Annotated in this window: 16 protein-coding genes; 6 read left to right on the top strand and 10 right to left on the bottom strand. The window is 59.6% G+C overall.

The window, feature by feature from the left end:
• Positions 1-102: 102 nt before the first annotated feature.
• Complete coding sequence (locus ACUZ9Q_RS12980; protein WP_449248141.1) at positions 103-849, top strand: SAM-dependent methyltransferase; 747 nt, start codon at positions 103-105, stop codon at positions 847-849.
• Positions 850-980: 131 nt separating this feature from the next.
• Here ACUZ9Q_RS12980 and ACUZ9Q_RS12975 read toward each other — a convergent pair whose 3' ends face one another.
• The 7 genes from ACUZ9Q_RS12975 to recA form a co-directional block, all read right to left on the bottom strand.
• Positions 981-3,134, bottom strand: coding sequence for a methyl-accepting chemotaxis protein (locus ACUZ9Q_RS12975; protein ID WP_192112687.1), 2,154 nt, complete (start codon positions 3,132-3,134; stop codon positions 981-983).
• 227 nt (positions 3,135-3,361) lie between these two features.
• Positions 3,362-3,862, bottom strand: a complete 501-nt coding sequence (gene ahbA, locus ACUZ9Q_RS12970; RefSeq protein ID WP_225529942.1) for a siroheme decarboxylase subunit alpha — start codon at positions 3,860-3,862, stop codon at positions 3,362-3,364.
• Positions 3,863-3,879: 17 nt separating this feature from the next.
• Complete coding sequence (gene ahbD / locus ACUZ9Q_RS12965) at positions 3,880-5,097, bottom strand: heme b synthase (protein WP_300553318.1); 1,218 nt, start codon at positions 5,095-5,097, stop codon at positions 3,880-3,882.
• Complete coding sequence (hemB, locus tag ACUZ9Q_RS12960) at positions 5,097-6,083, bottom strand: porphobilinogen synthase (RefSeq protein ID WP_192112689.1); 987 nt, start codon at positions 6,081-6,083, stop codon at positions 5,097-5,099. The genes ahbD and hemB overlap by 1 nt, the downstream gene beginning before the upstream one ends.
• Positions 6,084-6,354: 271 nt before the next feature.
• Positions 6,355-7,539, bottom strand: a complete 1,185-nt coding sequence (ahbC, locus tag ACUZ9Q_RS12955) for a 12,18-didecarboxysiroheme deacetylase (RefSeq protein WP_215648306.1) — start codon at positions 7,537-7,539, stop codon at positions 6,355-6,357.
• A gap of 10 nt (positions 7,540-7,549) precedes the next feature.
• Complete coding sequence (gene alaS / locus ACUZ9Q_RS12950) at positions 7,550-10,225, bottom strand: alanine--tRNA ligase (RefSeq protein ID WP_449248011.1); 2,676 nt, start codon at positions 10,223-10,225, stop codon at positions 7,550-7,552.
• Between the two features lie 79 nt (positions 10,226-10,304).
• Positions 10,305-11,387, bottom strand: a complete 1,083-nt coding sequence (gene recA, locus ACUZ9Q_RS12945; protein WP_192112692.1) for a recombinase RecA — start codon at positions 11,385-11,387, stop codon at positions 10,305-10,307.
• A 210-nt stretch (positions 11,388-11,597) separates the two neighbouring features.
• On the opposite strand from recA, the gene ACUZ9Q_RS12940 reads away from it, so the two are divergent.
• From ACUZ9Q_RS12940 to ACUZ9Q_RS12920, 5 genes are all read left to right on the top strand, one after another.
• Complete coding sequence (locus ACUZ9Q_RS12940) at positions 11,598-12,749, top strand: tRNA(5-methylaminomethyl-2-thiouridylate) methyltransferase (protein WP_215648312.1); 1,152 nt, start codon at positions 11,598-11,600, stop codon at positions 12,747-12,749.
• A gap of 333 nt (positions 12,750-13,082) precedes the next feature.
• Positions 13,083-13,445 carry an RNA polymerase-binding protein DksA gene (dksA, locus tag ACUZ9Q_RS12935; RefSeq protein ID WP_022659715.1) on the top strand — a complete coding sequence of 121 codons (363 nt, stop codon included), beginning with the start codon at positions 13,083-13,085 and terminating at the stop codon, positions 13,443-13,445.
• A gap of 430 nt (positions 13,446-13,875) precedes the next feature.
• Positions 13,876-15,570 (top strand): NFACT RNA binding domain-containing protein, encoded by a 1,695-nt coding sequence (locus tag ACUZ9Q_RS12930; protein WP_449248010.1) that lies wholly within the window; start codon positions 13,876-13,878, stop codon positions 15,568-15,570.
• Between the two features lie 42 nt (positions 15,571-15,612).
• Entirely contained in the window at positions 15,613-16,317 is a 705-nt protein-coding gene (locus ACUZ9Q_RS12925) for a hypothetical protein (protein WP_192112695.1), read from the top strand.
• 412 nt (positions 16,318-16,729) lie between these two features.
• Entirely contained in the window at positions 16,730-18,106 is a 1,377-nt protein-coding gene (locus tag ACUZ9Q_RS12920; protein WP_215648318.1) for a hypothetical protein, read from the top strand.
• 177 nt (positions 18,107-18,283) lie between these two features.
• Here the strand turns inward: ACUZ9Q_RS12920 and ACUZ9Q_RS12915 are convergent, their stop codons facing one another.
• The 3 genes from ACUZ9Q_RS12915 to nifJ all read right to left on the bottom strand — a co-directional run bounded on the left by ACUZ9Q_RS12915 (position 18,284) and on the right by nifJ (position 25,489).
• Complete coding sequence (locus ACUZ9Q_RS12915; RefSeq protein ID WP_192112697.1) at positions 18,284-19,495, bottom strand: acetate kinase; 1,212 nt, start codon at positions 19,493-19,495, stop codon at positions 18,284-18,286.
• A 163-nt stretch (positions 19,496-19,658) separates the two neighbouring features.
• Positions 19,659-21,767, bottom strand: a complete 2,109-nt coding sequence (gene pta, locus ACUZ9Q_RS12910) for a phosphate acetyltransferase (RefSeq protein WP_192112698.1) — start codon at positions 21,765-21,767, stop codon at positions 19,659-19,661.
• A 188-nt stretch (positions 21,768-21,955) separates the two neighbouring features.
• Positions 21,956-25,489 carry a pyruvate:ferredoxin (flavodoxin) oxidoreductase gene (nifJ, locus tag ACUZ9Q_RS12905; RefSeq protein ID WP_297892677.1) on the bottom strand — a complete coding sequence of 1,178 codons (3,534 nt, stop codon included), beginning with the start codon at positions 25,487-25,489 and terminating at the stop codon, positions 21,956-21,958.
• Between the last annotated feature and the right edge of the window lie 228 nt (positions 25,490-25,717).

The raw sequence follows: 25,717 nt of genomic DNA, 5'->3' as shown, positions 1-25,717 counted from the left end.
AAAATACCTTTATCTTTTTATTGCAAGATGCAGGAGCGACTGGCTGGTGGCACAGGCCACCCCATATTGCGGTGCATGAAACATTGCAAGGAGGCTACAGTGTTGGACATCCCCCGTATTTTCACCATCACGGAAGGCGAACACCGCATCCATAATCCGTATACTTCAGAAAAGCTTGCTACCCTCGGCGCAGCGTTGCGGCTCAAACCGGGAACCCGTGTGCTCGACCTTGGCAGCGGTTCGGGCGAAATGCTCTGCACATGGGCGCGTGACTACGGCATTACAGGCCTTGGCATAGACATGAGCCCGCTGTTTTGCGGGCAGGCACGGCTCCGCGCGCAAGAGCTGGGCGTTGCCGGTCAGGTGGAGTTTGTCCATGCCGACGCCGCAGGCTATGTTGCGGCTGAAAGGGTTGATCTGGCCGCCTGCGTTGGGGCCACATGGATAGGCGGAGGCGTTGCGGGCACCATTGAGCTTTTGACGCAAAGCCTTTGCCCCGGCGGGAGTATCCTCATTGGCGAGCCGTACTGGCGCTGTATGCCGCCCACGGAAGACATTGCCAGAGGTTGCGGAGCAACTGCCATTGCCGACTTTCTCCCCCTGCCCGGGCTCATCGAATCCTTTGGCAACCTTGGCTATGATGTTGTGGAAATGGTTCTGGCAAATCAGGATGGCTGGGACAGGTACGAAGCTGCCAAGTGGCTGACCATGCGGCGGTGGCTTGAGGCGAACCCGGATGACGAGTTTGCCCAAGAAATTCGCAGCCAGTTGACCAGCGAGCCAAAGCGTTACGCCAAGTACACGCGCGAGTACCTTGGCTGGGGCGTGTTTGCGCTCATGGCGCGGTAACCAACGGTTGCCTTGGTGAAATGTATTCCCAAAGCTATTGTTCCCCAAGGGTGGGTTACAAAAACCGCCATGCCTCGAACCTATGAAAGAACGAGGCATGGCGGTTATGTGTGATCGGGCTAGGTTCGGGCCTAGGCTTTTTCCAGCTCTGCTATCAGTTCGGCCAGGGCAGAAGACTGGCGCTTGAGTGCCTCAACCGCGTTGGCGGCCTCCTGCATGGCAGTAGCTGTGCCTTCGGCAATGCTGCTTACGGCAGACACGGAGGCGTTGATTTCGCCTGTGGCGGCAGACTGCTGCTCGGAAGCCGTGGCGATGGCGCGCACCTGATCGGAAGATTCCATGGCGAGGCTGACAATACTTCCGAGCAGGCTTTCCGCCTTGTTGACCTCCTGCATGGATTTTTCAAGCACTTCCTTGGTGCTGCCCATGCTGCCGAGGGTGCCGCGCACGGCCTGCTGGATGGAATCAATGGACTGCCCCACCTCGCGCGTGGCGGTCATGGTTTTTTCCGCCAGTTTGCGCACTTCATCGGCCACAACGGCAAAGCCGCGTCCGGCTTCACCTGCCCGGGCGGCTTCAATGGCCGCATTGAGGGCCAGCAGGTTTGTCTGGTCGGCAATATCTTCAATAGTCTGGGCAATGGCCCCGATGGCATCGGCCTTGTTGCTCAGGTCGTCCACAGAGTCGCAGGCAGTCTGAAAATCCTTGTGAATGGCGCTTACGTCCTGCAGCACGGTTGCAAACTGTTGCGAACCCTGCTCGGCGGCATGGCGGGAGTCTTCAGACAGATTTGCGGTGGTTTCCGCGTTCTTGGCTATTTCGAGCACGGATGCGCTCAGTTCTTCCACGGCAGAAGCTGTTTCCGCAATTCGGTGTGTTTGCGTTTCCACGCCTTCCGATGTTTCATCCACGCGGGCAGCCAAACTGCCAAGGGCCGCTGTGAGGGCCGCCACAACCTGGCTCAGGCGCTGGGCGGCGTCACGCATGCCCTCTGTTCTGGCGCTTTCGGCCTTGCGGGTGGCTTCTTCTGCTGCATGTTGCGCCTGCTCGGCATTTTCTGCGCTTACGCGCGCCTCGGCGGTGCGATTATCAGCTTCGCGCATTTTTTCTTTCAGCGATTCCAGCATGGATACCATCGCGTTGCGTAAAACGGAAAATTCGCTCTGGTAGGCAGATGAGATGGGTGTTTCAAGGTTGCCCGCGGCAACAGAGCGGGAGAATGCGGCCAGTGAAAGAATGGGGCTGATGATGGTTCTGTTCAGCACCAGAATAACCACGCAGGCCAGCACAAGGAGTATGCCCACAGCACCCATGGCGGTGTGGCGGTTGCTCTCGGCCAGCTGCCGGGCCTCTGCAAAGAGTTCGGCGTCGGGAATGGCTATGCCAAGGCCCATGCCGGTGGGTGATACGCTGTAAAAAACCGTGGTGGGCTGACCGCTGACCATAAGAGTGTACTGGGCGAGGCTGCCGGGCGCTGTGGTGGTGAGCTCGTTTTTTGCCCCGTTGAAGGGCAGCTTTGTCACCGGCTGCAACAACAGGGCGCTGTCAGCGGGAAATGCGGCGATGAGCCCGCTTCTGCAATCAACGGCAAAGGCGCGGGAATTGGGGCTGATTCTAATGCCAGCAACGGTCTTGCGGAGGTTTTCCAGGCTCACGTCCAGAGTGGACACGCCGACAATACGCTCTTGGCGGTCATGCATGATGCCAGCCACGGTTATCATGAGCTTGTGGGAGGTCTCGTCCAGATACGGGGCAGACCAGTAGACGCTGTCCTGGCGTTTTTTGCTTCTGTCCCACTGCTCGGGAATGGCCTGAGTATACCATGGCTGCCTGGGGTAATCGTACTCAGGCGTGCTGTATTCCATGGTCATTTCAATCTTGCCTTTGTCCCAGTATGCGTAGGGGCCGTAATAACGCTGATCGGCCCGGAAAGAGCCCGGCTCAAACCAGAGGCCGCATCCCGAAGCCTCGGGGTAGCGGGTGAGACTCGCCTTGAGCATGGCCGCAACGTCATCGCCGAGATCCGCTTCGTGCCCCTGCTGGACATGACGCAGATTTTGCCCGGCTATGGCTATGGCGGCGGCGCCTTCCTGCACCAGCGCCATATATGTGTTAATTTTTTCTGCCTCGGTGCGGATGCTCTGTTCAACCGCTGTCTTGGTCTGCTCGTTATATTCCTGCTCCATAGTCGCCATATTGAGCAGCAGCAGAGCATATCCACCAAGCGATACCAGCATCATTGTGCTAACTAGCAGCAATGCCTTGAATTTAACAGAAATATTCATTCTTCCCCCTATGCTGGTTCTTGTCTGAAAGACTTTTCGGATCGGGCAGGTAAATAGTTTAGGCATCAAAATGAAATTAGTATTCAATTTTAATGACAGGAAACCAAGGGGGAATCCCCACCCTGGGTGCGCTTATGTGAGCGCACCCAGGGTGGGGTTGTGTTAGGCTGAAAGAATCCGTAGTGGGCAGATGTGCCCGGCAGTCAGACGCCGATTACCTGACTGTTTCAATTATCCATGCGGAAATCCACACGGATTTTATACAGTTTGGTGGCAGGCAGGTTAAGAATGGCAATGCCGGTGGCCTCGGTGAGGGCATCAAGCGTGGCCTGGCTTTCCTCCCGCGAGGGGCTGATAAGCGTGAACCAGATGTTGTAGGCATGCTCGCGCAGGTAGTTGTGCGTCACGCCGGGGCAGGCGTTTACCCGGGCCACAAAGTCGTCCATCTTTTCGGTTGGTACCTTGGCGGCGCACAGGGTGGACACAAAGCCCAGCTTGGCCGACTGGAAGTTGGCCCCCAGACGGCGGATGATCTTGCGGGCCTTGAGGCCGCGCACACGCTCGAGCGCTTCTTCCTCACCGATGCCGAGCATCTGGCCCAAATCTGCATAGGGGCGCGGGGTGAGGGGAAAGCCTGTCTGGATGATATCCAGCAGCTGGCGGTCAACGCTGTCCATCAGCGTTTCAGTGGTGGCAGGGGTGGCCGCGTGGGCCGTGGGCTGCGTCATGGCGTTCCTCGTGTGGCTCAGGGGTTTTCCTTGCGGCGCAGTTTGGCCGGAATATAGGTGCACAGGGGTTCCTCACCCATGTGGTCGCCGTCCATGCTGTGGGCGCGGGCGCGGCAGCCGCCGCAGACCTTGTGGTATTCGCACACGCCGCACTTGCCCGTGTAGCAGGACTGGTCGCGGAACTGCAAAAAGTATTTGCTCTCGCGCCATATCTGCGGAAAGGGCGTTTCGCGCACGTTGCCGCAGTTCAGCTCAAGGTAGCCGCAGGGCTGCACCTGCCCCACGTGGCTGATAAAGCAGAAGCCCGTGCCGCCAAGGCAGCCGCGCGTGAGCGCGTCCATACCGAAGGTTTCGGGTGTTACGCTGATGCCTTCTTCCTTGGCGCGCTGGCGCATGATGCGGTAGTAGTGCGGCGCGCAGGTGGCTTTGAGGTGCATGCTGGTGCTCTTGCGAAAATCATACAGCCAGTGCAGCACGTCTTCGTATTCCTGCGCGGTGATGACCTGATCGGCCAGGCCGGAGGCACGGCCCATGGGCACCAGCAAAAAGATGTGCCATGCGGCTGCGCCGATACGCTCGCACAGCTCGAATATCTTTTTGAAGCTGCTCAGATTGTTGCGCGTGACCGTGGTGTTGATCTGAAAGGGCACGCCCACGGATTTAAGGTATTCGATGCCGCGCAGCGAAGCCTCGAACGCGCCGGGTACGCCCCGGAAGCTGTCGTGACTGGCGGCGTCTGGCCCGTCAATGGAAATGGAGCAGCGGTTGACCCCGGCATCCTTGATTTTTTGCGCGTTCTCGGGGGTTATGAGGGTGCCGTTGGGCGAAAAGGCGCAGGGCAGGCCCTTGCTGTGGGCATAGGCCACCAGCTCGTACACGTCGGCCCGCATCATGGGGTCGCCGCCGGTAAAGATGATGATGGGCTTGCCCACCTGCGGGAAGGTATCGATGAGAGCCTTGGCTTCTTCCGTAGAAAGCTCGCCGGGGTAAGGCTCCGTGTGGGCCTCGGCACGGCAGTGCTTGCAGGCCAGGTTGCAGGAACGGGTCACTTCCCAGGCGATGAGGCGACAGGCGGGGCTGCCGTCCTCAAGAGTGCGCAGGGGGGGTGATATGCCGTCCGGATGCCCCGAGGAAGGATTGCCCGCAGCGCCTGCGGGGTGTCCGCCCGGGTGCCCGCTCGGATGGCCAGCGGGGTGCCCGCCGGGGTGTCCCATGTTGTGAGGATGATTGCTCATTATCGTGCCAGTCCTTCGCGCAGGATGGTTTCTGTAAAGTAGGTGATGATCATGTCCGCTCCGGCGCGCTTCAGGCCCGTGAGGGATTCCAGCATGACGGCGCGCTCGTCAATCCAGCCGTTGAGGCCAGCCGCGCGGATCATGGCGTATTCGCCGCTCACCTGATAGGCGCACAGGGGTACGCTTGTATTGTCGCGCACGGTGCGGATGATGTCGCTGTAAGGCCCGGCGGGCTTCACAATCAGGGCGTCCGCGCCTTCTTCAAGGTCGGCAAAGGCCTCAAGCAGGGCTTCGCGGGCGTTGGCCGGGTCCATCTGGTAGGATTTGCGGTCGCCGCAGGCCGGGGCGCTTTCCGCCGCTTCGCGGAAGGGGCCGTAGTAGGCCGATGCATACTTGACGGCATAAGACATGATGGGCGTTGCCGTAAGGTCGCCTTCGTCAAGCGCCTCGCGGATGGCGGCTACCCGGCCATCCATCATGTCGGAAGGGGCAACCATGTCCGCGCCTGCCGCGGCATGGCTCACCGCTGTTTTGGCAAGCAGGGGCAAGGTGGCGTCGTTGTTCACTTCGCCAGAGGGCATGAGCACGCCGCAATGGCCGTGGCTCATGTATTCGCACAGGCAGACGTCAGTGATGACGTAAAGCTTGGGCCAGCGGTGCTTGAGCAGACGCACGGCCTCCTGCACGATGCCGTCTTCGGCGTAAGCGCCGGAGGCGTATTCGTCCTTGAGTTCGGGAATGCCGAAAAGAATGACGGATTTCAGGCCCGTATCCACGGCCTTTTCCACCTGCTTTTCCAGCTCTGCAAGGCTGAGCTGGAACTGGCCGGGCATGGAGCCTATTTCTTTACGAAAACCCTTGTCGTCAGTTTCCACAACGAAATAGGGCATGATGCAGTCTTCAACCAGAAGGGGCGGGGTTTCGCGTACTAGGGAGCGCAGTTCCGGGGTGGCGCGAAGGCGGCGGCCTCTATGGAATGTGGTCATGGCTGTTGTCCTTTATTCTGCGAGTTGCAGGTCGGTGCTTGCCCAGCCTGTGCGGCAATGCTGCCGGTGATGCAGTAGTTGTTATGTATGCAAAGACGCGGCTGCTGTGACTGCTGCTTGGGCAGCGGCAGCAGGGTGCTTTGCGCAGTGTCAGTATGCCCTTGTGTCCGTATAAAAAACAAGCGGCGCGCCTGGGCGGAACGTAGCGGGCTACGACCGGGGCGCGCCGCCATGCTTGCACATTCAGCGGAAAAAGGGCTGCGCCGGAGCGCTACTTGATGCCGATTTCCTCATCAGTCAGATAGCAGGCAGGGTCCTGAGCCCATTCGTCGCCGTAGTAGGCTTCGGCACGGGCGCGGAAGTTGCCGCCGCAGATGTTCAGGAACTGGCACTTGGCGCAACGGCCCTTGACGTGGGTCTTTTTGTCCTTGAGCTTGTGCAGCAGTTCGATCTGCGGGTCGTCCCAAATCTGCGAGAAGGGGCGTTCCAGCACGTTGCCAAAGGTGTGATCGCGCCAGAACTGGTCGGCGTGAACCTTGCCGTCCCACGAAATACAGCCGATACCGCGACCAGAGCTGTTGCCCTCGTTATACTGCAAGAGTTCAAACACTTCTTCGGCACGCTTGGGATCTTCGCGCTTCATGCGCATCCACACGTAGGGGCCATCGGCGTGGTTGTCGACAGTGAGGATTTCCTTGGGCTTGCCGGCGTCAAAAAGGGCGCGGGTTTCGTCCATGATAAGATCGAGCACGTGGCGGGTTTCGGCGTGATCCAGATCTTCCTTGATCAGTTCGGAACCACGGCCAGAGTACACCAGGTGATAGAAGCAGGCGCGGGGTACTTCCAGATCCTTGAGCAGGCGGAAGATACCGGGAATTTCAGACACGTTGCGCTTGTTGATGGTAAAGCGCAGGCCCACTTTGAGGCCTTCGGCCTGACAGTTGGCAATGCCTTCGAGCGCTTTTTTGAAAGCACCGGGCACGCCGCGAAACTTGTCGTGCACGGCTTCCATGCCGTCCAGCGAAATGCCAACGTAGGAAAGCCCCACTTCCTTGAGTTCGCGGGCCTTTTCCTTGGTGATAAGCGTGCCGTTGGTGGAAATAACCGCGCGCATGCCCTTGGAGGTGGCGTGGCTGGCAAGCTCCACCAGATCCTTGCGCACCAGCGGTTCGCCGCCGGAGAACAACATGACCGGCGCGCCGTAGGCCGCCAGATCATCGATCATGGTTTTTGCCTGCTCGGTATTGATATCGTCCGAACCGTCAACTTCAATGGCGTGGGCGTAGCAATGCACGCACTTGAGGTTGCAACGCTGGGTCATGTTCCAGACCACAACGGGCTTTTTATCTTTGGAGAACTGCAACAGGTGCGAGGGCAGCTTGCCCGATTCGCGTCCGTAACGCAGGGCGTCGGAAGGCTCGACCTGTCCGCAATACAGCTTGGAAATGCCTATCATGGCCTTGTCCTTATTGTTCGATGCGTTGTTTCAGCACGGCAAAGGCCTCGTCAATACCATCGGCCTTTGTGCCGCCCGCCTGAGCCAGGTCGGGTCTGCCGCCGCCGGAGCCGCCGCAGGGAGCGGCCACGTCCTTGATAAGCGCGGGAGCAGTGAATTTTCCGTGCAGGTCTTTGGAAACGTAAAGCAAAAGCCCCACCTTGCCGTCTTCAGCCGTTGCCAGGCAGACAACGGCATTGTCGGTAAGGCGCGAGCGCACATCGTCCATGACTTCGCGCAGGGCTTTTACAGGAACATTGTCAAGCTTGGCGGCCAGCATGCGCACTCCGTTGACGTCCTGCGCGCGGGCGGCCAGATCGGCCCCGGTGGCAGGCGCGGCGGCGGCCTTTTCCGAGGCTTTGCGCAGCTTTTTCACATCGCCTTGCAGGGCGGTCACGCGTTCGGCCAACTGGCCGGGGCGCGCCTTGAGTATGCCCGAAAGCGCGGCAAGTTCCGCGCGCTGTTCAACAGCCTGGGCATAGGCGTTCCAGCCGGTTACGGCCTCTATGCGCCGCGTGCCGGCGGCCACGCCGCTTTCAGAAACGATCATGAAGGCTCCGGCCTCGCCGGTGCGTTCAAGGTGTGTGCCGCCGCACAGTTCCACGGATTCAGGTTCGCCTTTTTCCGCGCCCGAAACTGTGAGCACGCGCACAATATCGCCATATTTTTCGCCAAACAGGGCCATTGCTCCGGTTGCCATGGCTTCGGCTACGGGCATTTCCCTGGCGGCCACAGGCAGGTCGGCCATGATGGCGCGGTTCACGTCGCGCTCCACCGCCGCCAGTTCTTCGGGCGTGAGGGCCGCAATGTGTGAAAAGTCAAAACGCAGGCGGTGCGGGTCAACCAGCGAACCGGCCTGCTTCACATGGGTGCCCAGCGCGCGGCGCAGGGCGGCGTGGAGCAGGTGGGTGCAGGTGTGGTTGCGGGCAGTGGATTTACGCTGGTCGGCGTCCACTTTGAGGGTGGCCTCGCCGCCCTTGTGCAGTTCGCCCTTGGTCACTTCAATTTCATGCACCAGCAGGGTGGGGGCAGGTTTGTGGGTGGTCAGGACCCGCGCCTCGCCGGAGGTGCTTGCCAGCGTGCCCATGTCGCCAGCCTGACCGCCGCCTTCGCCGTAAAAAGGCGTGGCAGCGGTAATGGCGTAGCCGGTATCGCCCTCGCCGAGGTCGGCCACTTCTTCGCCAGCGGCATTGAGCAGCAGGGTCAGGGGGCTGGTTTCGGTCAGGCGTTCATAACCCACAAAGGTGCTGGTTACGCCAGCGTCCAGCAGGGGCTTGAACACGTTTGCGCCGTCAGCCTGGCCCAGCAGGCCGCCCTTTTTCTGATGTTCACGGGCGCGCTTGCGCTGTTCGCCCATGTGCTTTTCAAAGCCCTTGGCGTCAGCGGTGAAGCCGCGCTTTTCGGCAACGTCAGTCACGATATCGAGCGGGAAGCCGTATGTGTCGTACAGCTTGAAGCAGAACTCACCAGGAATCTGCATCTGCCCGGCGGCCTTGAGGGTCGCCAGTTCTTCATCCAGAAGCTCCAGACCCTTTTGCAGGGTGAGGGAGAAACGCTGTTCTTCCTCATGCACTGCGCGGGCGATAAAGTCGGCATGTTCGGTCAGTTCGGGATAGGCGTCGCCCATCACTTCCGTAACCTTGCGGGCCACCTTGTACATGAAGGGTTCGTTCACGCCAATGAGCGTGGCAAAGCGCAGGGCGCGGCGAATCAAACGACGCAGCACATAGCCACGGCCCTCGTTGGAGGGCAGCACGCCCCCAGCCACAAGGAAGGCCGCCGAGCGGCTGTGGTCGGCAATGACGCGCAGGGCCGTATCCACATCGTTGGTGTCGGGCGCGCTGAAGCTGTAGCTCACATTGGCAAGCGATGCGGCGTACTGGATGATTTCCTGAAACAGGTCGCAGTCAAAGTTGGAGCGCTTGCCCTGCGCAACGGCGGCCATGCGTTCAAGGCCCATGCCCGTATCAATGTTGGGATTGGCAAGAGCCACGCGGGTGCCGTCGGCAGACTGGTCAAACTGGGTGAACACGAGGTTCCAGATTTCAAGGAACCGGTCGCAGTCGCACTTGCCGATGCCGCAGTCCGGCCCGCAAGACATGTCTTCGCCCTGATCCACATAAATTTCGGAACAGGGGCCGCAGGGGCCGGTATCGCCCATGGTCCAGAAGTTGTCTTTTTCGCCCATACGGACGATGCGGTCGGCGGGCAGACCGGCAACCTCGGCCCAGATGGCCGCAGCTTCGTCGTCCTCGCGGAACACTGTGACCCAGAGCTTTTCCTTGGGCAGTTCAAGCTCCTTGGTTACAAATTCCCAGGCCCAGGTGATGGCTTCGCGCTTGAAATAGTCACCGAAAGAAAAGTTGCCCAGCATTTCAAAAAACGTGTGGTGGCGCGCGGTGCGGCCCACGTTTTCAAGGTCGTTGTGCTTGCCCGAAACGCGCAGACATTTCTGGCAGGTGGTGGCGCGGCTGTATGCGCGCTTTTCCTCGCCAAGAAAGAGCTTTTTGAATTGCACCATGCCAGCATTGGTGAACAGCAGGGTGGGGTCGTTGGGCGGAATGATGGGGCCGGATTCGACAATTTCATGCTGGTGGCGTTTGAAAAATTCGAGGTAGCGGCTGCGGATTTCTTTGGCGGTGAGCATTTACTGGCTCCGTAATGGGGTCTGCGCGAACAACGACCGCGCACCACCGAGGCGCGCGGTCGCAGGTAAAAAATGGCCTTTATTCGTAAGTGGGCGCGGGGGCTTCCCCTTCGTCCAGGTCTTCCACTGTGGGCGTGAATTCCTTGGGGTTCAATCCCAAGAATTCCACAACCTTGGCTTCAATCTGGTTGCGCAGATCAAGATTTTCGTCCAGCAGCGCGCGTACTTTTTCACGCCCCTGGCCGAGCTTTTCGCTGCCAAATGCAAACCACGAGCCGCTCTGGTCGATGATCTTGGCTTCAATGCCGAGGTCAAGCAGCTCGCCGGAGCGCGAAATGCCCTGACCGTACAGAATGTCAAAAATGGCGCTGCGGAAGGGCGGGGCAACCTTGTTTTTGACCACCTTGACCCTGGTGCGCGAGCCGAAGGATTCTTCCTTGTCCTTAAGGGTCTGGATGCGGCGGATGTCCAGCCGCACGGAAGAATAGAACTTGAGCGCGTTGCCGCCAGTGGTGGTTTCGGGGCTGCCGTAGCCGGTCACGCCGATCTTCATGCGGATCTGGTTGATGAAGATGACGGACGTGCGCGATTTATGGATGGTGCCGGTGAGGCGGCGCATGGCATGCGACATGAGGCGGGCGTGACCGCCTACCTGTGATTCGCCCATGTCGCCTTCCAGTTCGGCCTGCGGGATAAGCGCGGCCACGGAGTCAACCACCACGAGGTCAACAGCGCCGGAACGCACGAGCATGTCGGCAATGTCCAGCGCCTGTTCGCCGTAGTCGGGCTGCGAGATGAGCAGCTCGTCTGTGTTGACGCCGAGCCGCTTGGCGTAAGAAACGTCAAGGGCATGTTCTGCGTCCACAAAGGCGCAGGTGCCGCCCATTTTTTGGCATTCTGCGATGATGTGCAGGGTCAGCGTGGTTTTGCCCGAAGATTCCGGGCCAAAAATTTCGCTGATGCGCCCGCGCGGAATGCCCCCCACGCCAAGGGCCAGATCAAGGCCGATGGAACCTGTGGGGATCACGGGAATATTGACGTGGGCTTCGTCGGAAAGCTTCATCACAGCGCCCTTGCCGTACTTGCGTTCAATGGTGGCAAGTGCGGTGCCCAAGGCTTCGGCGCGCGCGTTTTCCTGACTCATGGCCGGTTTCTTCGCCATAGCTCATTGCTCCGGGTAAAAATATCTTCAAGCGCGTTAGTGTAGCAGACCAAGGCGAGCAAGGCAAATGCCAGATGGGCGGTGAGCCTGCGCTTGTACTGTTATTAATTGAGTGTAATTCCTGATAGTGATAATTGCAAGCAGGTAAAAGCCGCGCAAGGCAGCATGCTCCCCTTGCGCACGGGCGCTTGCTGTCGTACAAGCGCGGGCATGAGCGATTCTCCCCAAATCATCGTACTATTTTCCGGCGGGCTCGACAGCCTGCTCACAGCAAAACTGCTTGAACGTCAGGGTCTCGCCGTGCGTTGTCTGCATTTTTATTCGCCCTTTTTTGGCGGCGAAGCTGTGGCGGCACGTTGGCGCAAGATTTACGACCTTGATATTGTTACTCAGGATGTCGGCCCCCAGTTCGCCGCCATGCTGCGCCAAAGGCCGGAACACGGTTTTGGCAAGGTGCTGAACCCCTGCGTTGACTGCAAGATACTGCTGCTGCGTGAGGCCCGCAAATATATGGAAAGCGTGGGGGCCAAGGCCCTGGCTTCGGGCGAGGTTCTGGGCCAGCGCCCCATGTCGCAACGGCGCGACACGCTGAACGTCATCATGCGCGATGCCGCCGTGGCCGATATTCTGCTGCGGCCACTGTGCGCCAAGCATTTGCCGCCAACCCCTGTGGAAGAAAGCGGGCTTGTGGATCGCTCGCGCCTGCTGGGCATCTGGGGCAGGGGCCGCACCGAGCAACTGAACCTTGCCAAGGAATACGGCATCAAGGAAATTCCCACTCCGGGGGGCGGCTGCCGTCTGACCGAGCGCGAGAACGCCCGCCGCTACTGGCTGGTGCTTACGCGCTTGCCGGAGCCGAGCGCCAGTGATTTTACCCTTGCCAATCTTGGGCGTCAGTTCTGGCACAGCGAGGGGCAGAACCACTACTGGCTGTGCGTTGGGCGCAACAGTGCAGACAATGATCTGCTGGCCGCGGCCGCAGGCCCGGACGACCTTATCCTGCGCATGCGCGACATGCCTGGGCCGCTGGCTCTGGCCCGCAACGGAGCCTTGTGGCCCGAGGACGTGCTGCGCACCGCCTGCCAGATGACAGCCTCCTACGCGCCCAAGGCCGTTGCCACCGGGGGGGATGTGTTTGTGCGCGCCCGCCGTGGCGAGGAATTCACAGACGTATCCGTTCCCACGCAGCGTTGCGAGGATCTGTGGAACGAACCCGCCTGGGACGAGATCAAGGGCGTTATCCGCGCTGAAGCGCGCGAACGGCAGGCCGCACAGGATGCCGCCAAGGCAGCAGCACGCGAAGCCCGCTACGAGGCCGAGCGACTTGAAGCCGGACGGGAAGACGATCCAACTGGTGCCTGATTGGCACGCAACGTTCACCATAACTTCTTATTGTTGTGCTTTTATGACACCTTAGGCCCCGGTTTCACCGGGGTTTCTGTTTGCGCCAGTCGCCAAAGTGCATGCTTTGCGTAATCTTGAGGGCACAGCTTTACAAAGATTGCGCATGTAGCTATATGAGTCCATTGCATCAAAAGAGCATTTTCATTGAGAGGTGCTCTGAGCGGGCCATGCCGCCGCATGGCTGGCCAACGCAGGATATGCGGTGCGAATCGCTTGCCCCATGCATGTTCCTGCAAGGCCTATTAGTAGACCGTTCATGCGCCCCCCAGCGGCGTCCGCCGGAGGATTTAAATGGATCACAAGGATTTGGAATACTTTCGCAAGCTTCTTTCCGACATGCTTGAAGAAGCGAAGCAGAAGGGTGACAGCACCCTGGAAGAACTGACGGATAGCAACGAAGTGTTTGCCGACCCGGCTGACCGCGCCACTGCAGAATCCGACAGGGCCTTTACCCTGCGCATCCGTGACCGTGAGCGCCGCCTGATCCGCAAGATCCAGGCAGCCCTTACCCGCATTGACGATGGCACCTACGGGATTTGTGAAGACTGCGGCGACGACATCAGCGTTCCCCGTCTCAAGGCCCGGCCTGTGACGCGTTTGTGCATCAACTGCAAAGCCAAACAGGAAGAAGACGAACACCTTCGCGGCGATTAACGTCATTTCTTTGCCTTAACGGCACTGTTTTTGTTGCTTTCGGCCAGGCGGGCTCTGCGCTCGCGCACTCCCGCTTGCGCCTGACGGCATGCATACTTCGGGCAGACTCCCGGTGGTTCCGCCGCGCGGCGGGGGTCTGGCGAACTGGGTCTGCGAGACTTCTGGCCTGTTCGCAACGGTCGTACCATGCCAATGGAAAGAGCTGGCGAGGCTGTTACCCAAACCGTCTGCGCAATTATGCCAGCCTGCGGTCTGCCATCGGTTGCGCCTGGAACTGCGTTTGCCGCTGCATCTGCGCATGCGCTGGGGACGTTGTGCGGCCTTGTCTTCAACAGGGCAAGGTCTTCCCTCCCGATCCCCTGCCGCGCCTTGCCGCCTTGCCCCCGTATACTCCCCAGCCATTCACCTTGCCCCGAAGCCGGTTTTTTCTATGGATGCCCATCTTTTCCGCCGTTTTTGTGAAGACCTGACCCCCCTGCTCACTGGCGCAAGGGTGGAAAAAATTCAGGAACCTGCTGATGGCCTGCTGGCTCTCATGGTCTACAGCGGTGGGCGCAAGCGGCAGCTCTGCCTGCGCTTTGGGCGCAAGGAACCGTTCTGCTTTATTACCTCACAGCGCATCAGTGTTGGCCGTGCGCCTTCAGCGCCCATCATGCGGCTGCGCAAATATGCCGCTGGTCGGCGTATTGTTGCCTGCGTGGCCCGCTGGAGCGAGCGCTGTTTGTGGCTGCTGCTTGGCGGCGGCGCAGAGGCTCCCCAACTGCCGCCATTGCCGCAACAGGGGCAGGCTGATGCAGGTGCGGAGCAGTCCCCGCGTCTGACCTGGCTGCTGCTTGATCTGCGCGAAGGGCCTTCGCTCCGCTTTCTGACCGAGGATGAATCGCCGGAAGATGAGCAGGCCGTCTGGCCCGAGCCTGCGCAACTGGCGGATGCCCTGAACAACTGGCGGCAGTGGCCTGTGCTTACCCCCGCCCTGCGCCGAACTCTTGCCTGCCTTGAAGAACCAGAACGGTGGGCCTTGCTGGAAGACCTGAGGGTGGGCGGCGGGGATGTGTTCTGCTACGGCCCCTGCGCGCCTGACTCCGGCAATGCCTCTGCACCGGCCATGCCACGTCCTGTGCTCGCCATAAGCGCCTGGCCTTTGCCCCCGGAGCAGCAAAAGGCCTTGCAGGGCAAGGATGCGGACGCTCCACCCGTCGCGGAATATTGCGGGCCGGATGCCTTGAACCTGACCGAACTGGCAGGGCAGGACATGGTGCTTGCCCGTCTGGCTCTGGATCAGGCGCGGGAGGCGGCCCAGCCTCTGGACAGGCGCGCGCGCAAGCTCGCAAAGCTGCTGGAAAAATTGCGAGAGGAAGAAAATCGTCTTGGCAGGATGATGGCCTGCCAGGCAGACGCTCTGGCGCTTCAGGCCGGGTTATGGCGCTGGCCTGCGGATTTTCGCGCGGCTTCCGTCACCGTGGAGGAAGGCCCGCACGGCCCGGCGCGGGAAATACCGCTGGATCTGCGGTATTCTGTGCGCGAGCAAATGGCCCGCCTTTTTCACTCGGCCCGGCGCGGTCAACGCGGCATGGAGCATCTGGCCGTGCGGCGCGCGGCGCTGGAAGACGAGATGGCCTCCTTGCGTCAGGCCCGGCCCGGCATCTGGCCTGGCAGCCTGCTGGGCGCCACTGCGGGCGCTGCCGATGAGGCGGCTTCCACCGGGCGCGCGACAGGTTCCGGCATGGCCGCCACCCTGCCCAAGAATGTGCAGATGTTTATAAGTTCAGATGGCTTTGTGCTGCTGCGTGGTCGCGATTCCAAGGGTAACCTGGCCGCGCGCAAGCTTGCAGCCCCGCACGATATCTGGTTGCATGCGGAAAACGGCCCCGGTTCGCACGTGATTATCCGCCGCGCCCACGGCGGGCAGGAAGTGCCGCCGCGTACCCTTGACGAGGCTGGAGCGCTGGCCGCCTGCAAAAGCTGGCAGCGCGACGCCGCTCGGGCGCGCATACAATATGCCGAGGTGCGTCACGTCAAACCCATGCGCAACGCCCCTGCGGGCACGGTGCGCATCGACAAGTCGCTGCCCTCGCGCGAGGTTCCAGTGGATCTTGCCCTTGAGGAAACTCTGCTGCCCCGGTAAAGGGAAGCAAGCCCCACGGGCGTATTAGGGAGAGAGGTTTTCATGGATTTTACAGTTGAAGGCAAAGTTTTTCGGGCACGCGCCATTGAGGCCCAGGTGCTGGCAGTTGCCCCCTGGCAGGCATCTGTCCCGGATCAGGGCATAGCTTTGGGTGGAGGTGCAAACTTGCGTATGCCCCGGGGCCGTAAGCAGTGGCAGTGCGCTGTGGTTCGGCTTGAAAATGGCTGCGAGGTGCAGTTGCCCCTTCCGGATTCCTGTCCTGTTGCGGTCGGCGACTGCCTGAAGCTCGGTTGCCTTGGCCCGGCCTGCGTCGCAGAGGGCGGCGATGGCACGGCTCTGGAAGTCTATGCGGTGAGCAACCAAACATCGGGCTGGAAGCATGATTTTGTGGATGCCGCTGCCTTGATGAAGCGCTGCGGCGTGAGCCGCGTTACCGAATATGACCTGGAATCCTACCCTCTGAAAAAGGTTTGCAAGGTCAGCGCCATTGTTTTTCTGGTGGGGCTGGTCTGTTTCAGTTTTCTCATGCACCTGTTTACGGAAAGCATGGATGAGCTTGCACGCCGGCTGCCCGAGGCCCTGTATATGAGCGCCAAGTTCGGCGGTATTGCCGCCCTGGTGGTGGCTGCTGGCGGCGGCCTGTATATGAAAAGCTCCAACGACTACAACCGTAAAAAGAAGCTGGATAGCTACACTCAGCAGTTTGAGCAAGCCATGACCAAGGCTTTGCCGCAGGCTTCTGCGTAACGCGCTGGTTCTGAATTTGTCGGCGGGAGCATCTGCGCCGCCAGCAGGGTCGTCCTCAGGGCGGCCTTTTTTGCATGAAAAACATACAAATCCACAAATACATAAAATCACAATTTTGTTTCATGGGTAGGTCCTCTTTACGGATTTGTATCAAACTCATGCCAGTTTATGATTTTTATGTATATTTTATAAACAAATACAGCACATTGAAGTTTTATTAATGGCACACAAACTGCAACATTTTTGTCACGTACAGGTTTCCTCTAGCTGTGAAGATTCAAATGTTGAACCACGCTTGGGGCTGAGTCTCCTTGGCATGGCAGTGCAAGGAACAAAACTGATTGCAGGAGTGTGCGATATGCAAAAATGCAGATTATGGGTGTGCTGTTTGTTGGTTGCAGCGGCGATGTTCATGGCTTCAGCCGCTGGCGCAGCGGATACTGTCATGTTGCAGCGCGAGGGGTGGGATCCCACCGTCAGGCAGAGCCTCAATGAAATGTTTGTGCTCTATGGCAAGGGCAGCCCCAACTATAATCCTTCCATCCGGCCTTACGCTGTTTTTGATTTTGACAACACTGTTTCCATTCTGGATGTGGAAGAGCAGCTTGCAATCTATCAGCTGGAGCACATGCGCTTTGCCGTCAAGCCTGAGCAAATGTACGCCGTGCTGACCACCGGTGTGCCGGATATCAACATGGATCTGGGCAAGGAATATAACAACCTCACGGTTGCCACGGTTGCTGCCGATGCCGCTGCCGCATACAAACGGCTGTACGCGCAGGGTTACGTTTCCCCCGCCGGAGTTTACGGCGAAAAAATGCAGAAGATGCAGGCAGGCGACGACTGGAAGGAATTTGCCACCAAGGCGCGCTGGCTTTATGACGCCATTGGCGACACCATGGATGTTTCTGTTTCCTACCCCTGGATCACCTACTGGTTTACGGGTATGACGCCCCAGCAGGTTTACGGCATGGCGCACGAGGCCTTTGTGCACTACCGCAAGGCCAGCGCCGACCCTGCCTTCTGGCAAAAGCGCAAGTGGCAGAGCCCTGCGGCCTATAAGGGCAGCAAGGCCGGGCAGATCTCGGTATCATACAAGCAGGGCATAACGGTATCGCCTGAAATTCAAGAGCTGTTCCATGCGCTTGAAGCCAACGGCTTTGACGCCTGGGTGTGTTCTGCCTCGTTTATTGATGTCATCTCCGCTGCGGTCAGCCCCGAAGTTTTTGGCATTGAAGGCGTGGACGGCGTACTTGCCATGACCAACAAGGAACAGAACGGCAAGTACATCAATGCCTATGATTATGATTTTCATGCGCAGACCCAGGGCAAGGGCAAAACATTGAGTATTTCAAAGCTCATTGCGCCCCTGTACCGTGGCCGTGGCCCCGTGTTTGTGGCCTTTGACTCGCAAGGTGATTTCAACTTTGTGAGCGAATATGCCGACACCGCCGTGGGCCTTGCGCTCAACCGCGCCCGCAAGGACGATGCCGGTATTCTGGCAGCCGTGGCCCTGTACCAGAACCAGAAAAAGCTCACTGTGGCCAAGGCCGTGCAGCAGGGCAATACCCGCTACCTTCTGCAAGGACGTAATGAAAACGGCGGATATTTGTGGCCCCGGCCCGAAGTGCAGCAACTGGGCAAGGACAAGCCCGAACTGCTCAGCAGCAAGGCCGAGGGCTGGCTGAAAAAGCTCGAAAGCGGCACCACGGTACCCGTGCTGATCAATGACGCTCCCAAGCTTACGGGCAAGCTCAAAACTTACGACGGGTATAAGTCCATACGTTAGAGGCTGGGGAATTGGATTTTTGCGGTGAGGCTTACATCCTGACACATTACGTTAGGGGTTAGCTTGCGGTGAAGTCACGCGCGGTGCGCACTCCAGCGAGCAAACACACGACAAAACAAAAGGCCGCCTCCTTTCGGAGGCGGCCTTTGACATGCAATAATGCAAAAGTAAGGGAGCTTACTTTTTAAGCACTTCCACCGTGGCAAGGGCGATCTGGAGCTCTTCGTTGGTGGGGATGATGATCACGGGGATCTTGCTGTCCGGCGTGGTGATGATACGCGCGCCGGGCTTGCGGGTGCTGTTTTCTTCCTTGTTCAGCTTGATGCCGAAGGCTTCAAGGCCTTCGCAGACCATGGCGCGGACGATGTCGTCGTTTTCGCCGATGCCGGCGGTGAACACCAGGGCGTCCACGTTGCCTTCAAGCAGGAAGAAGTAGGAACCAAGCGTCTTTTTGATGCTGCGCACGAGCAGCTTGAGGGCCAGTTCGGCGCGCTCGTTGCCCTTGTCCACCTGGGCATGCACATCGCGCATGTCGGTGTAGCCGCACAGGCCAAGCAGGCCGGACTTCTTGTTCATCAGGGTGTCGGCTTCGGAGGGGCTGAGGCCCTTCTTTTCCATGACAAAGGGCACGATGGCCGGGTCAATGGTGCCGCAGCGGGTGCCCATCACAAGGCCTTCCAGCGGGGTGAGGCCCATGCTGGTGTCAAAGCACTTGCCGTTTTTCACGCAGCTCATGGAAGAGCCGTTGCCGAGGTGCATGGTGATGGAGCGCAGCTCGGAAAGGGGCTTGCCAAGGAACTCGGCGGTGGCGTTGGCAATGTACTTGTGCGAGGTGCCGTGGAAGCCGTAGCGGCGGATGCGCAGTTCTTCGTACAGCTCATAGGGCAGAGCGTACATGAAGGCTTCCTTGGGCATGCCCATGCCGAATTCGGTATCGAACACGGCCACGTTGGGAACGCCGGGGAAGAGCTTTTCAGCCACTTCAATGCCCATGAGGTTGGCGGGGTTGTGCAAGGGGCCAAGCACGGCGCATTCTTCCACAATCTGCTTCACGCGTTCATTCACCAGCACGGGATCGCTCACGGCTTCGCCGCCGTGCAGCACGCGGTGGCCGATGGCGTAAATTTCGCTCTTGTCCTTGATAACGCCCTTGTCGGCGTCGGTCAGCAGAGCGATGACCAGTTCCATGGCTTCCACATGGGTGGGGAAGAAGGCCTCGCGAACAAGCTTTTCTTCCTTGTCCGTATCGGGGGCGATTTTGTGGGTGAGGCGTCCGCCTTCCTGGCCGATGCGCTCGGCAAGACCGGAGCAGAGCACGCTGCGCGTGTCCATTTCCAGCAACTGATACTTGCAGGACGAGGAACCCGCGTTAATCACCAGAATTTTCATAACTCTTCCTTTCCTTGAACTTGTTTATTCTGATCGCGGGCCGGCAGTTTGTGGCGCATGCCTTGCGTCAGTAATGTTTTTGCGGCGGCAGGCTTTATGCGGCGGTTTGCCCTGTCAGGCAAACCGCCGAAAGCTCATGTCAGCCGGGGCTGAATATCTGCAACTATTTCTGCGCGGCCTTTTCGGCAGCGGCCTGCACCGCAGTGATGGCCACGGTATTGACGATGTCGGGCACGGTGCAGCCGCGCGAGAGATCGTTGACAGGCTTGTTCAGGCCCTGGAGCACGGGGCCGATGGCCACCGCGCCAGCGGCGCGCTGCACGGCTTTGTAAGTATTGTTGCCGGTGTTGAGGTCGGGGAAGATGAACACCGTGGCCTTACCGGCAACCTTGCTGTCGGGCATCTTGGTTTTGGCAACCGAGGGGTCGATGGCCGCGTCGTACTGCAAGGGGCCTTCCAGTGCGAGATCGGGGGCCATTTCCTGCGCGATCTTGGTGGCTTCCACCACAACGTCCACGTCCGCACCCTTGCCGGAAGTACCGGTGGAGTAGGAAAGCATGGCAACGCGCGGCTCAATGCCAAACACCTTGGCCGTGTGGGCCGAGGCAATGGCGATTTCAGCCAGTTGCTGCGCGGAGGGGTTGGGGTTCACGGCGCAGTCGCCAAAAGCCAGCACGCGATCCTTGAGGCACATGAGGAAGACCGAGGAAACCACGGTGAATCCGGGCTTGGTTTTCACAAATTCAAAGGCCGGGCGGATGGTGTGCGCCGTGGTGTTGACCGAACCGGAAACCATGCCGTCGGCATCGTCCTTCTTGACCATCATGGTGGCAAAGTAGGTGGCGTCGGTCATGGTGTCGCGCGCCTGTTCAGGGGTAATGCCCTTCTTTTTGCGCAGTTCGTAGTAGGTATTGGCGTAGTCTTCAAACAGCTCGGATTTCACCGGATCAATGAGTCGGGCCTTGGCAATGTCCAGGCCAAAGGCGCTGGCCTTGGAGCGGATTTCTTCCACATCGCCCAGCAGGATGATTTCGGCCACATCACGGCGCAGAAGGATATCCGTTGCGCGCAGGATGCGTTCCTCGGTGCCTTCGGCCAGCACGATACGCATTTTGTTGGCCTTGGCGCGCTGGATCAGCTCGAATTCAAACATCATGGGCGTAATGCGGCTGCTGCGCTCGCCGCCGATGCGGTTTTCGATTTCCTTGCCGTTGACGTACTGTTCAAACAGGCCCAGCACGCTGTTGATCTTGCGCAGATCGCCCGGTTCGATGGGGGCGATGATGCTTTGCAGGGCCATAAAGGCCTTGTAGGTGTGGTGCGGCGTCAGCAGGATGGGCAGGGGCGAGCCTGTCCAGCCTTCAATGAATTTGCAGACGTTTTCGGAGGGACGGATGCCCCCGGTCAGCAGCACGCCCGCAATGTCGGGAGTAGAAGACGACAGGCGCGAGGCAATGGCTGCCAGGAGCACGTCAGCGCGGTCGCCAGGGGTGACGATGAGCTGGTCTTTGGCAATGTAGTTGAGCACATTGTCCACATGCATGGCGGCGATAAGGTAGTCGCCCACCAGCGCGTCCAGGCGCTTTTCGCCAAACAGCACTTCCGCGTCCAGGCCCTTTTTCACATCAGCCATGGTGGGCTGACCGATGGTGGGGTCGTTGGGAACGGAGAAAATCAGGGCTGGGCTTTCCTGCGTGCTGAAATGGGCGCGCAGTTCGTCCAGTTCTGTCTGCGTGAGGTTGCGGCGGTTCACAATGGTGGCAACCACGTCCAGCGCATAGGGTTCAAGGCTGTCCATGGTGATCTGGAGCGAGTCACGAATATCTTCGGCGCTCACATTGTAGCCGCTGGTAACCAAGAGAACCGGGCAGCCAAGGTTGGCCGCGATTTCGGCATTGAGTTCAAACTCGAAAACCGGGTCTTTGGCAAGAAAGTCGGTGCCCACGCACACAACGAAATCATAGGTTTCCAGCAGTTTTTTGTACTTCTGGATGATGTTTTCGATGAGCAGATTGCGCGAACCCTGATTGATGATCTGGCGGGCTTCGCGCTGGGTGTAGGCGAAGGTGTCGGCGTAGTCCATCTTGAGCTTGAAGTACTCAAGCATCAGATGGATGTCGGGGTCGCGGTCGTCCCACAGAGGTTCGTTGATGATGGGACGGAAAAAAGCCACCTTGCGCATGCTGCGGGTGAGCAGCTGCATGGCCCCAAGGGCAATGGCGCTCTTGCCCGTCATGGGCCCGGTGGCGGTGATGTATAGACCGTTGTGCATAGTGCCTCCCCTGCTGTGCCGGCAGGCTGGCGGTATTAACGCGAAAAGGGCGCGAGGGCTTTCCTCGCGCCCAGGCCTTTAACCTTTGATCCCAAGCGTGTGACGTAGCCCGCGCCCGCAGCAGAAGGCTGCCCCCCGGAGAGGAGCCAGATGCTGGCGGGCGCGGATAGTCATAACGTCAGACCTCTCTACTCGGCGCTGGTGCCGGGGTAGGGCAGATCAGCCAGCTGCTTGAGCATGGCGTAGCGTTCAGTATAGGCTTCGGCCAGTTCGGCGCGCAGCTTCTTGGAGACTTCGGGAGCCATCTTTTCCAGAGAGGCAAAACGGGTTTCGCCGCCCAGGAATTCCTGAATGTCAGCAGAAGGAGCCTTGCTGTCGAGCTGGAAGGGGTTCTTCTTTTCCTTGGACAGTTCGGGATTGTAGCGGTACAGGGGCCAGTAGCCGGAAAGCACGGCCATCTTGGCTTCTTCCTGGCTCTTGCCCATGCCCTTGCGCAGGCCCTGGTTGATGCAGGGAGCGTAAGCGATGATGAGCGAGGGTCCCTTGTAGGCTTCGGCTTCGCGGAAGGCCTTGAGCACCTGCTGCTTGTCCGCGCCCATGGACACGGAGGCAACGTACACATAGCCGTAGGTCATGGCCATGCGGCCAAGGTCTTTCTTGCCGGTACGCTTGCCTGCGGCGGCAAACTGGGCCACGGCGCCAAGAGGGGTGGCCTTGGAGGACTGACCGCCGGTGTTGGAGTACACTTCGGTATCCATCAGCAGCACGTTGATGTCGTCGCCGCTGGCGAGAACGTGGTCAAGGCCGCCGTAACCGATGTCGTAGCCCCAGCCGTCGCCGCCGAAGATCCACACGCTCTTCTTGGTGAAGAGGTCGTCCATGTGCCACAGTTCATGGGCCAGGGGGCTGTCAAAGCCTTCCAGGTTGGCCATGATCATTTCGCCGTACTTGCGGGAGCCTTCGGCATCGTCCTTGTTGTCCAGCCAGCCCTGGAGGGCGGCCTTCAGTTCGGGAGAAGCGGATTCTTCCTTCAGGGCCTCCTGAACCTTCATGGCCAGCAGACCACGGCGCTGTTCGTAGGCAATACCCATGCCGCAGCCGTATTCGGCGGCGTCTTCAAACAGGGAGTTGCCCCAGGCCGGGCCGAAGCCGTCCTTATTGGTGCAGTAAGGCGTGGTGGGCGAAGAAGCGCCCCAGATGGATGAGCAGCCCGTGGCGTTGGCCACGATCATGCGTTCGCCGAACATCTGGGTGAGCACCTTGACGTAAGGCGTTTCGCCGCAACCGGCGCAGGCGCCGGAGAACTCATGCAGGGGCTGCTGGAGCTGCGAACCCTTGACGGTGTCGCGAGCCATGAGCTCGTCCTTGAGCGTGATGTTGGCTTCGGCGAAGGCCAGATTTTCCTTCTGGGTGGGCATCTGGGTGTCAAGGGGCTTCATGACGAGGGCCTTGACCTTGGCGGGGCACACTTCGGCGCAGGAGCCGCAGCCCAGGCAGTCTTCGGTGTACACCTGGATGCGGAACTTCATGCCCTTCAGTTCTTTGCCGATGGCGTCCTTGGTCACAAAGGACGCGGGCGCGCCGGCCAGTTCTTCCTCGGTGGCGAGCACCGGGCGGATGGCGGCGTGGGGGCACACAAAGGAGCACTGGCAGCACTGGATGCAGTTTTCAACCTGCCATTCGGGCACGTCGATGGCGCAGCCGCGCTTTTCGCAAGCGGCGGTGCCGAGGGGCATGAAGCCAGCCGGATCCATGGCGGACACGGGCAGCTTGTCGCCCTGCTGGGCCAGAATGGGACGCACAACGGCGCTGATGTATTCGTCGTCATCGCAGTGGCAGGCAGCGGCGCCTTCGGTGGCAGTGGCCCAGGAAGCGGGGTATTTCACTTCTTCCAGAGCGTCCATGCCCTTGTCCACGGCGGCAATGTTCATGTTGACGATCTTGTCGCCCTTGCTGCCGTAGGTTTTCTTGATGGATTCCTTGAGCAGGCCCACGGCCTTTTCAAAGTCAAGCACGTTGGCAAGCTTGAAGAAGGCGGTCTGCATGATCATGTTGATGCGGCCGCCGAGGCCCACTTCCTGGGCAACCTTGACGGCGTCCACGTTGTAGAACTTCAGCTTCTTGCGGGCGATGACGCGCTTCATGGAGGCGGGCAGGTGCTTTTCCATGTCGGCAAGCGACCAGTTGGAGTTCAGCACGAAGGTGCCGCCTTCCTTGATGCCTTCAAGAATGTCGTACTGGGTCACGTAGGCGGCCTTGTGACAGGCAACGTAGTCGGCCTTGGTGATCAGGTAGGAAGAGGTGATCTGTTCCTTGCCGAAGCGCAGGTGCGACACGGTGAAGCCGCCGGACTTCTTGGAGTCGTAAGCAAAGTAGGCCTGAGCGTAGAGATCTGTGTTGTCGCCGATGATCTTGATGGCCTGCTTGTTGGCGCCCACGGTGCCGTCAGCGCCGAGGCCGAAGAACTTGCACTGCACGGTGCCAGCGGGCACGGTGTCGATTTCTTCTTCCACGTCAAGCGACGTGTAGGTGACGTCGTCGTTGATGCCCACGGTGAAGTGGTTCTTGGGCTGAAGGGCCAGCATGTTGTCGTACACGGCCTTGGCCATGCCGGGGGTGAAGTCCTTGGAGCCCAGGCCGTAGCGGCCGCCCACCAGGGTGGGAGCTTCGCCCTTTTCGAGGAAGGCGGTGCACACGTCCTGATACAGGGGATCGCCAAGAGCGCCGCTTTCCTTGGTGCGGTCAAGCACGGTGATGCAGGTCACGCTGGAAGGCAGGGCGCGCAGCAGATGCTCGGTGGAGAAGGGGCGGAACAGGTGCACCTTCACGAGGCCCACGCGCTGGCCCTGTGCGTTGAGGTACTTCACGGTTTCTTCAATGACTTCACAGGAAGAACCCATGGAAACGATCACGCGGTCGGCTTCGGGGTGGCCCACGTAGTCAAAGAGGCGGTACTTGCGGCCAGTGATGGACTCGACCTTCTTCATGTTCTCAAGCACGATGCCGGGCACGGCGTCGTAGTAGAGATTGGAAGCTTCGCGGTTCTGGAAGTAAATGTCGGGGTTCTGGGCGGTGCCGCGAATGTGCGGATGCTCGGGGTTCATGGAGGTGGCGCGGAATTCGGCCACCTTTTCCCAGTTCACCAGGGGGCGGATGTCTTCGTAGTCAATGGTTTCGATCTTCTGCACTTCGTGGGAGGTGCGGAAGCCGTCAAAGAAGTGGCAGAAGGGCAGGCTTGCGTCGATGGCGGAAAGGTGCGCAACGAGGGCCAGGTCCATGCATTCCTGCACGGAGGAGGAAGCCAGGAAGCAGAAGCCCGTCTGACGGGCGGCCATCACGTCCTGGTGGTCGCCAAAGATGGACAGGGCATGGGAAGCCAGGGCACGAGCCGAAACATGGAAAACGCCGGGAAGCAGTTCACCGGCGATTTTGTACATGTTGGGGATCATGAGCAGCAGACCCTGGGAAGCCGTGTAGGTGGAGGTGAGGGCGCCGGCGGAAAGCATGCCGTGCACAGCGCCAGCGGCGCCGGCTTCGGACTGCATTTCGCGCACATTCACGATCTGGCCGAGCAGGTTTTTGGTGCCCTTGGCAGCCAGCTGATCCATGACTTCGCCCATGACGGACGAGGGGGTGATGGGGTAAATGGCTGCCGTTTCCGACAGAGCGTAGGCAATGTGCGCGGTGGCGTTGTTGCCGTCCATAGTTTTCATATGAGCCATCTGTTCCTCCTTGGCGCCAACAGGCGCGCAATGTTTTTACAAAATCAGCTTGGGTCGGATCGGCCCCTGAGATAAGGCCCCGCACTGGGCAGGGACGGGCAACGGCTATTGCCGTAAAGTGAACACAAAATGGAGGCTGGGAGTGGAATCGTGGTAGAAAAACCCTACCCAATCCGCCTTTTCGCGTCCACCAAAAAAGCTTGGTATCACTTGTTTTGGAGCCTTGCT

This window comes from Desulfovibrio desulfopostgatei, from assembly GCF_053570645.1.
The sequence above is the reverse complement of the archived record's forward strand: the minus strand, read 5'-3'. Positions and strand labels throughout refer to the sequence as shown.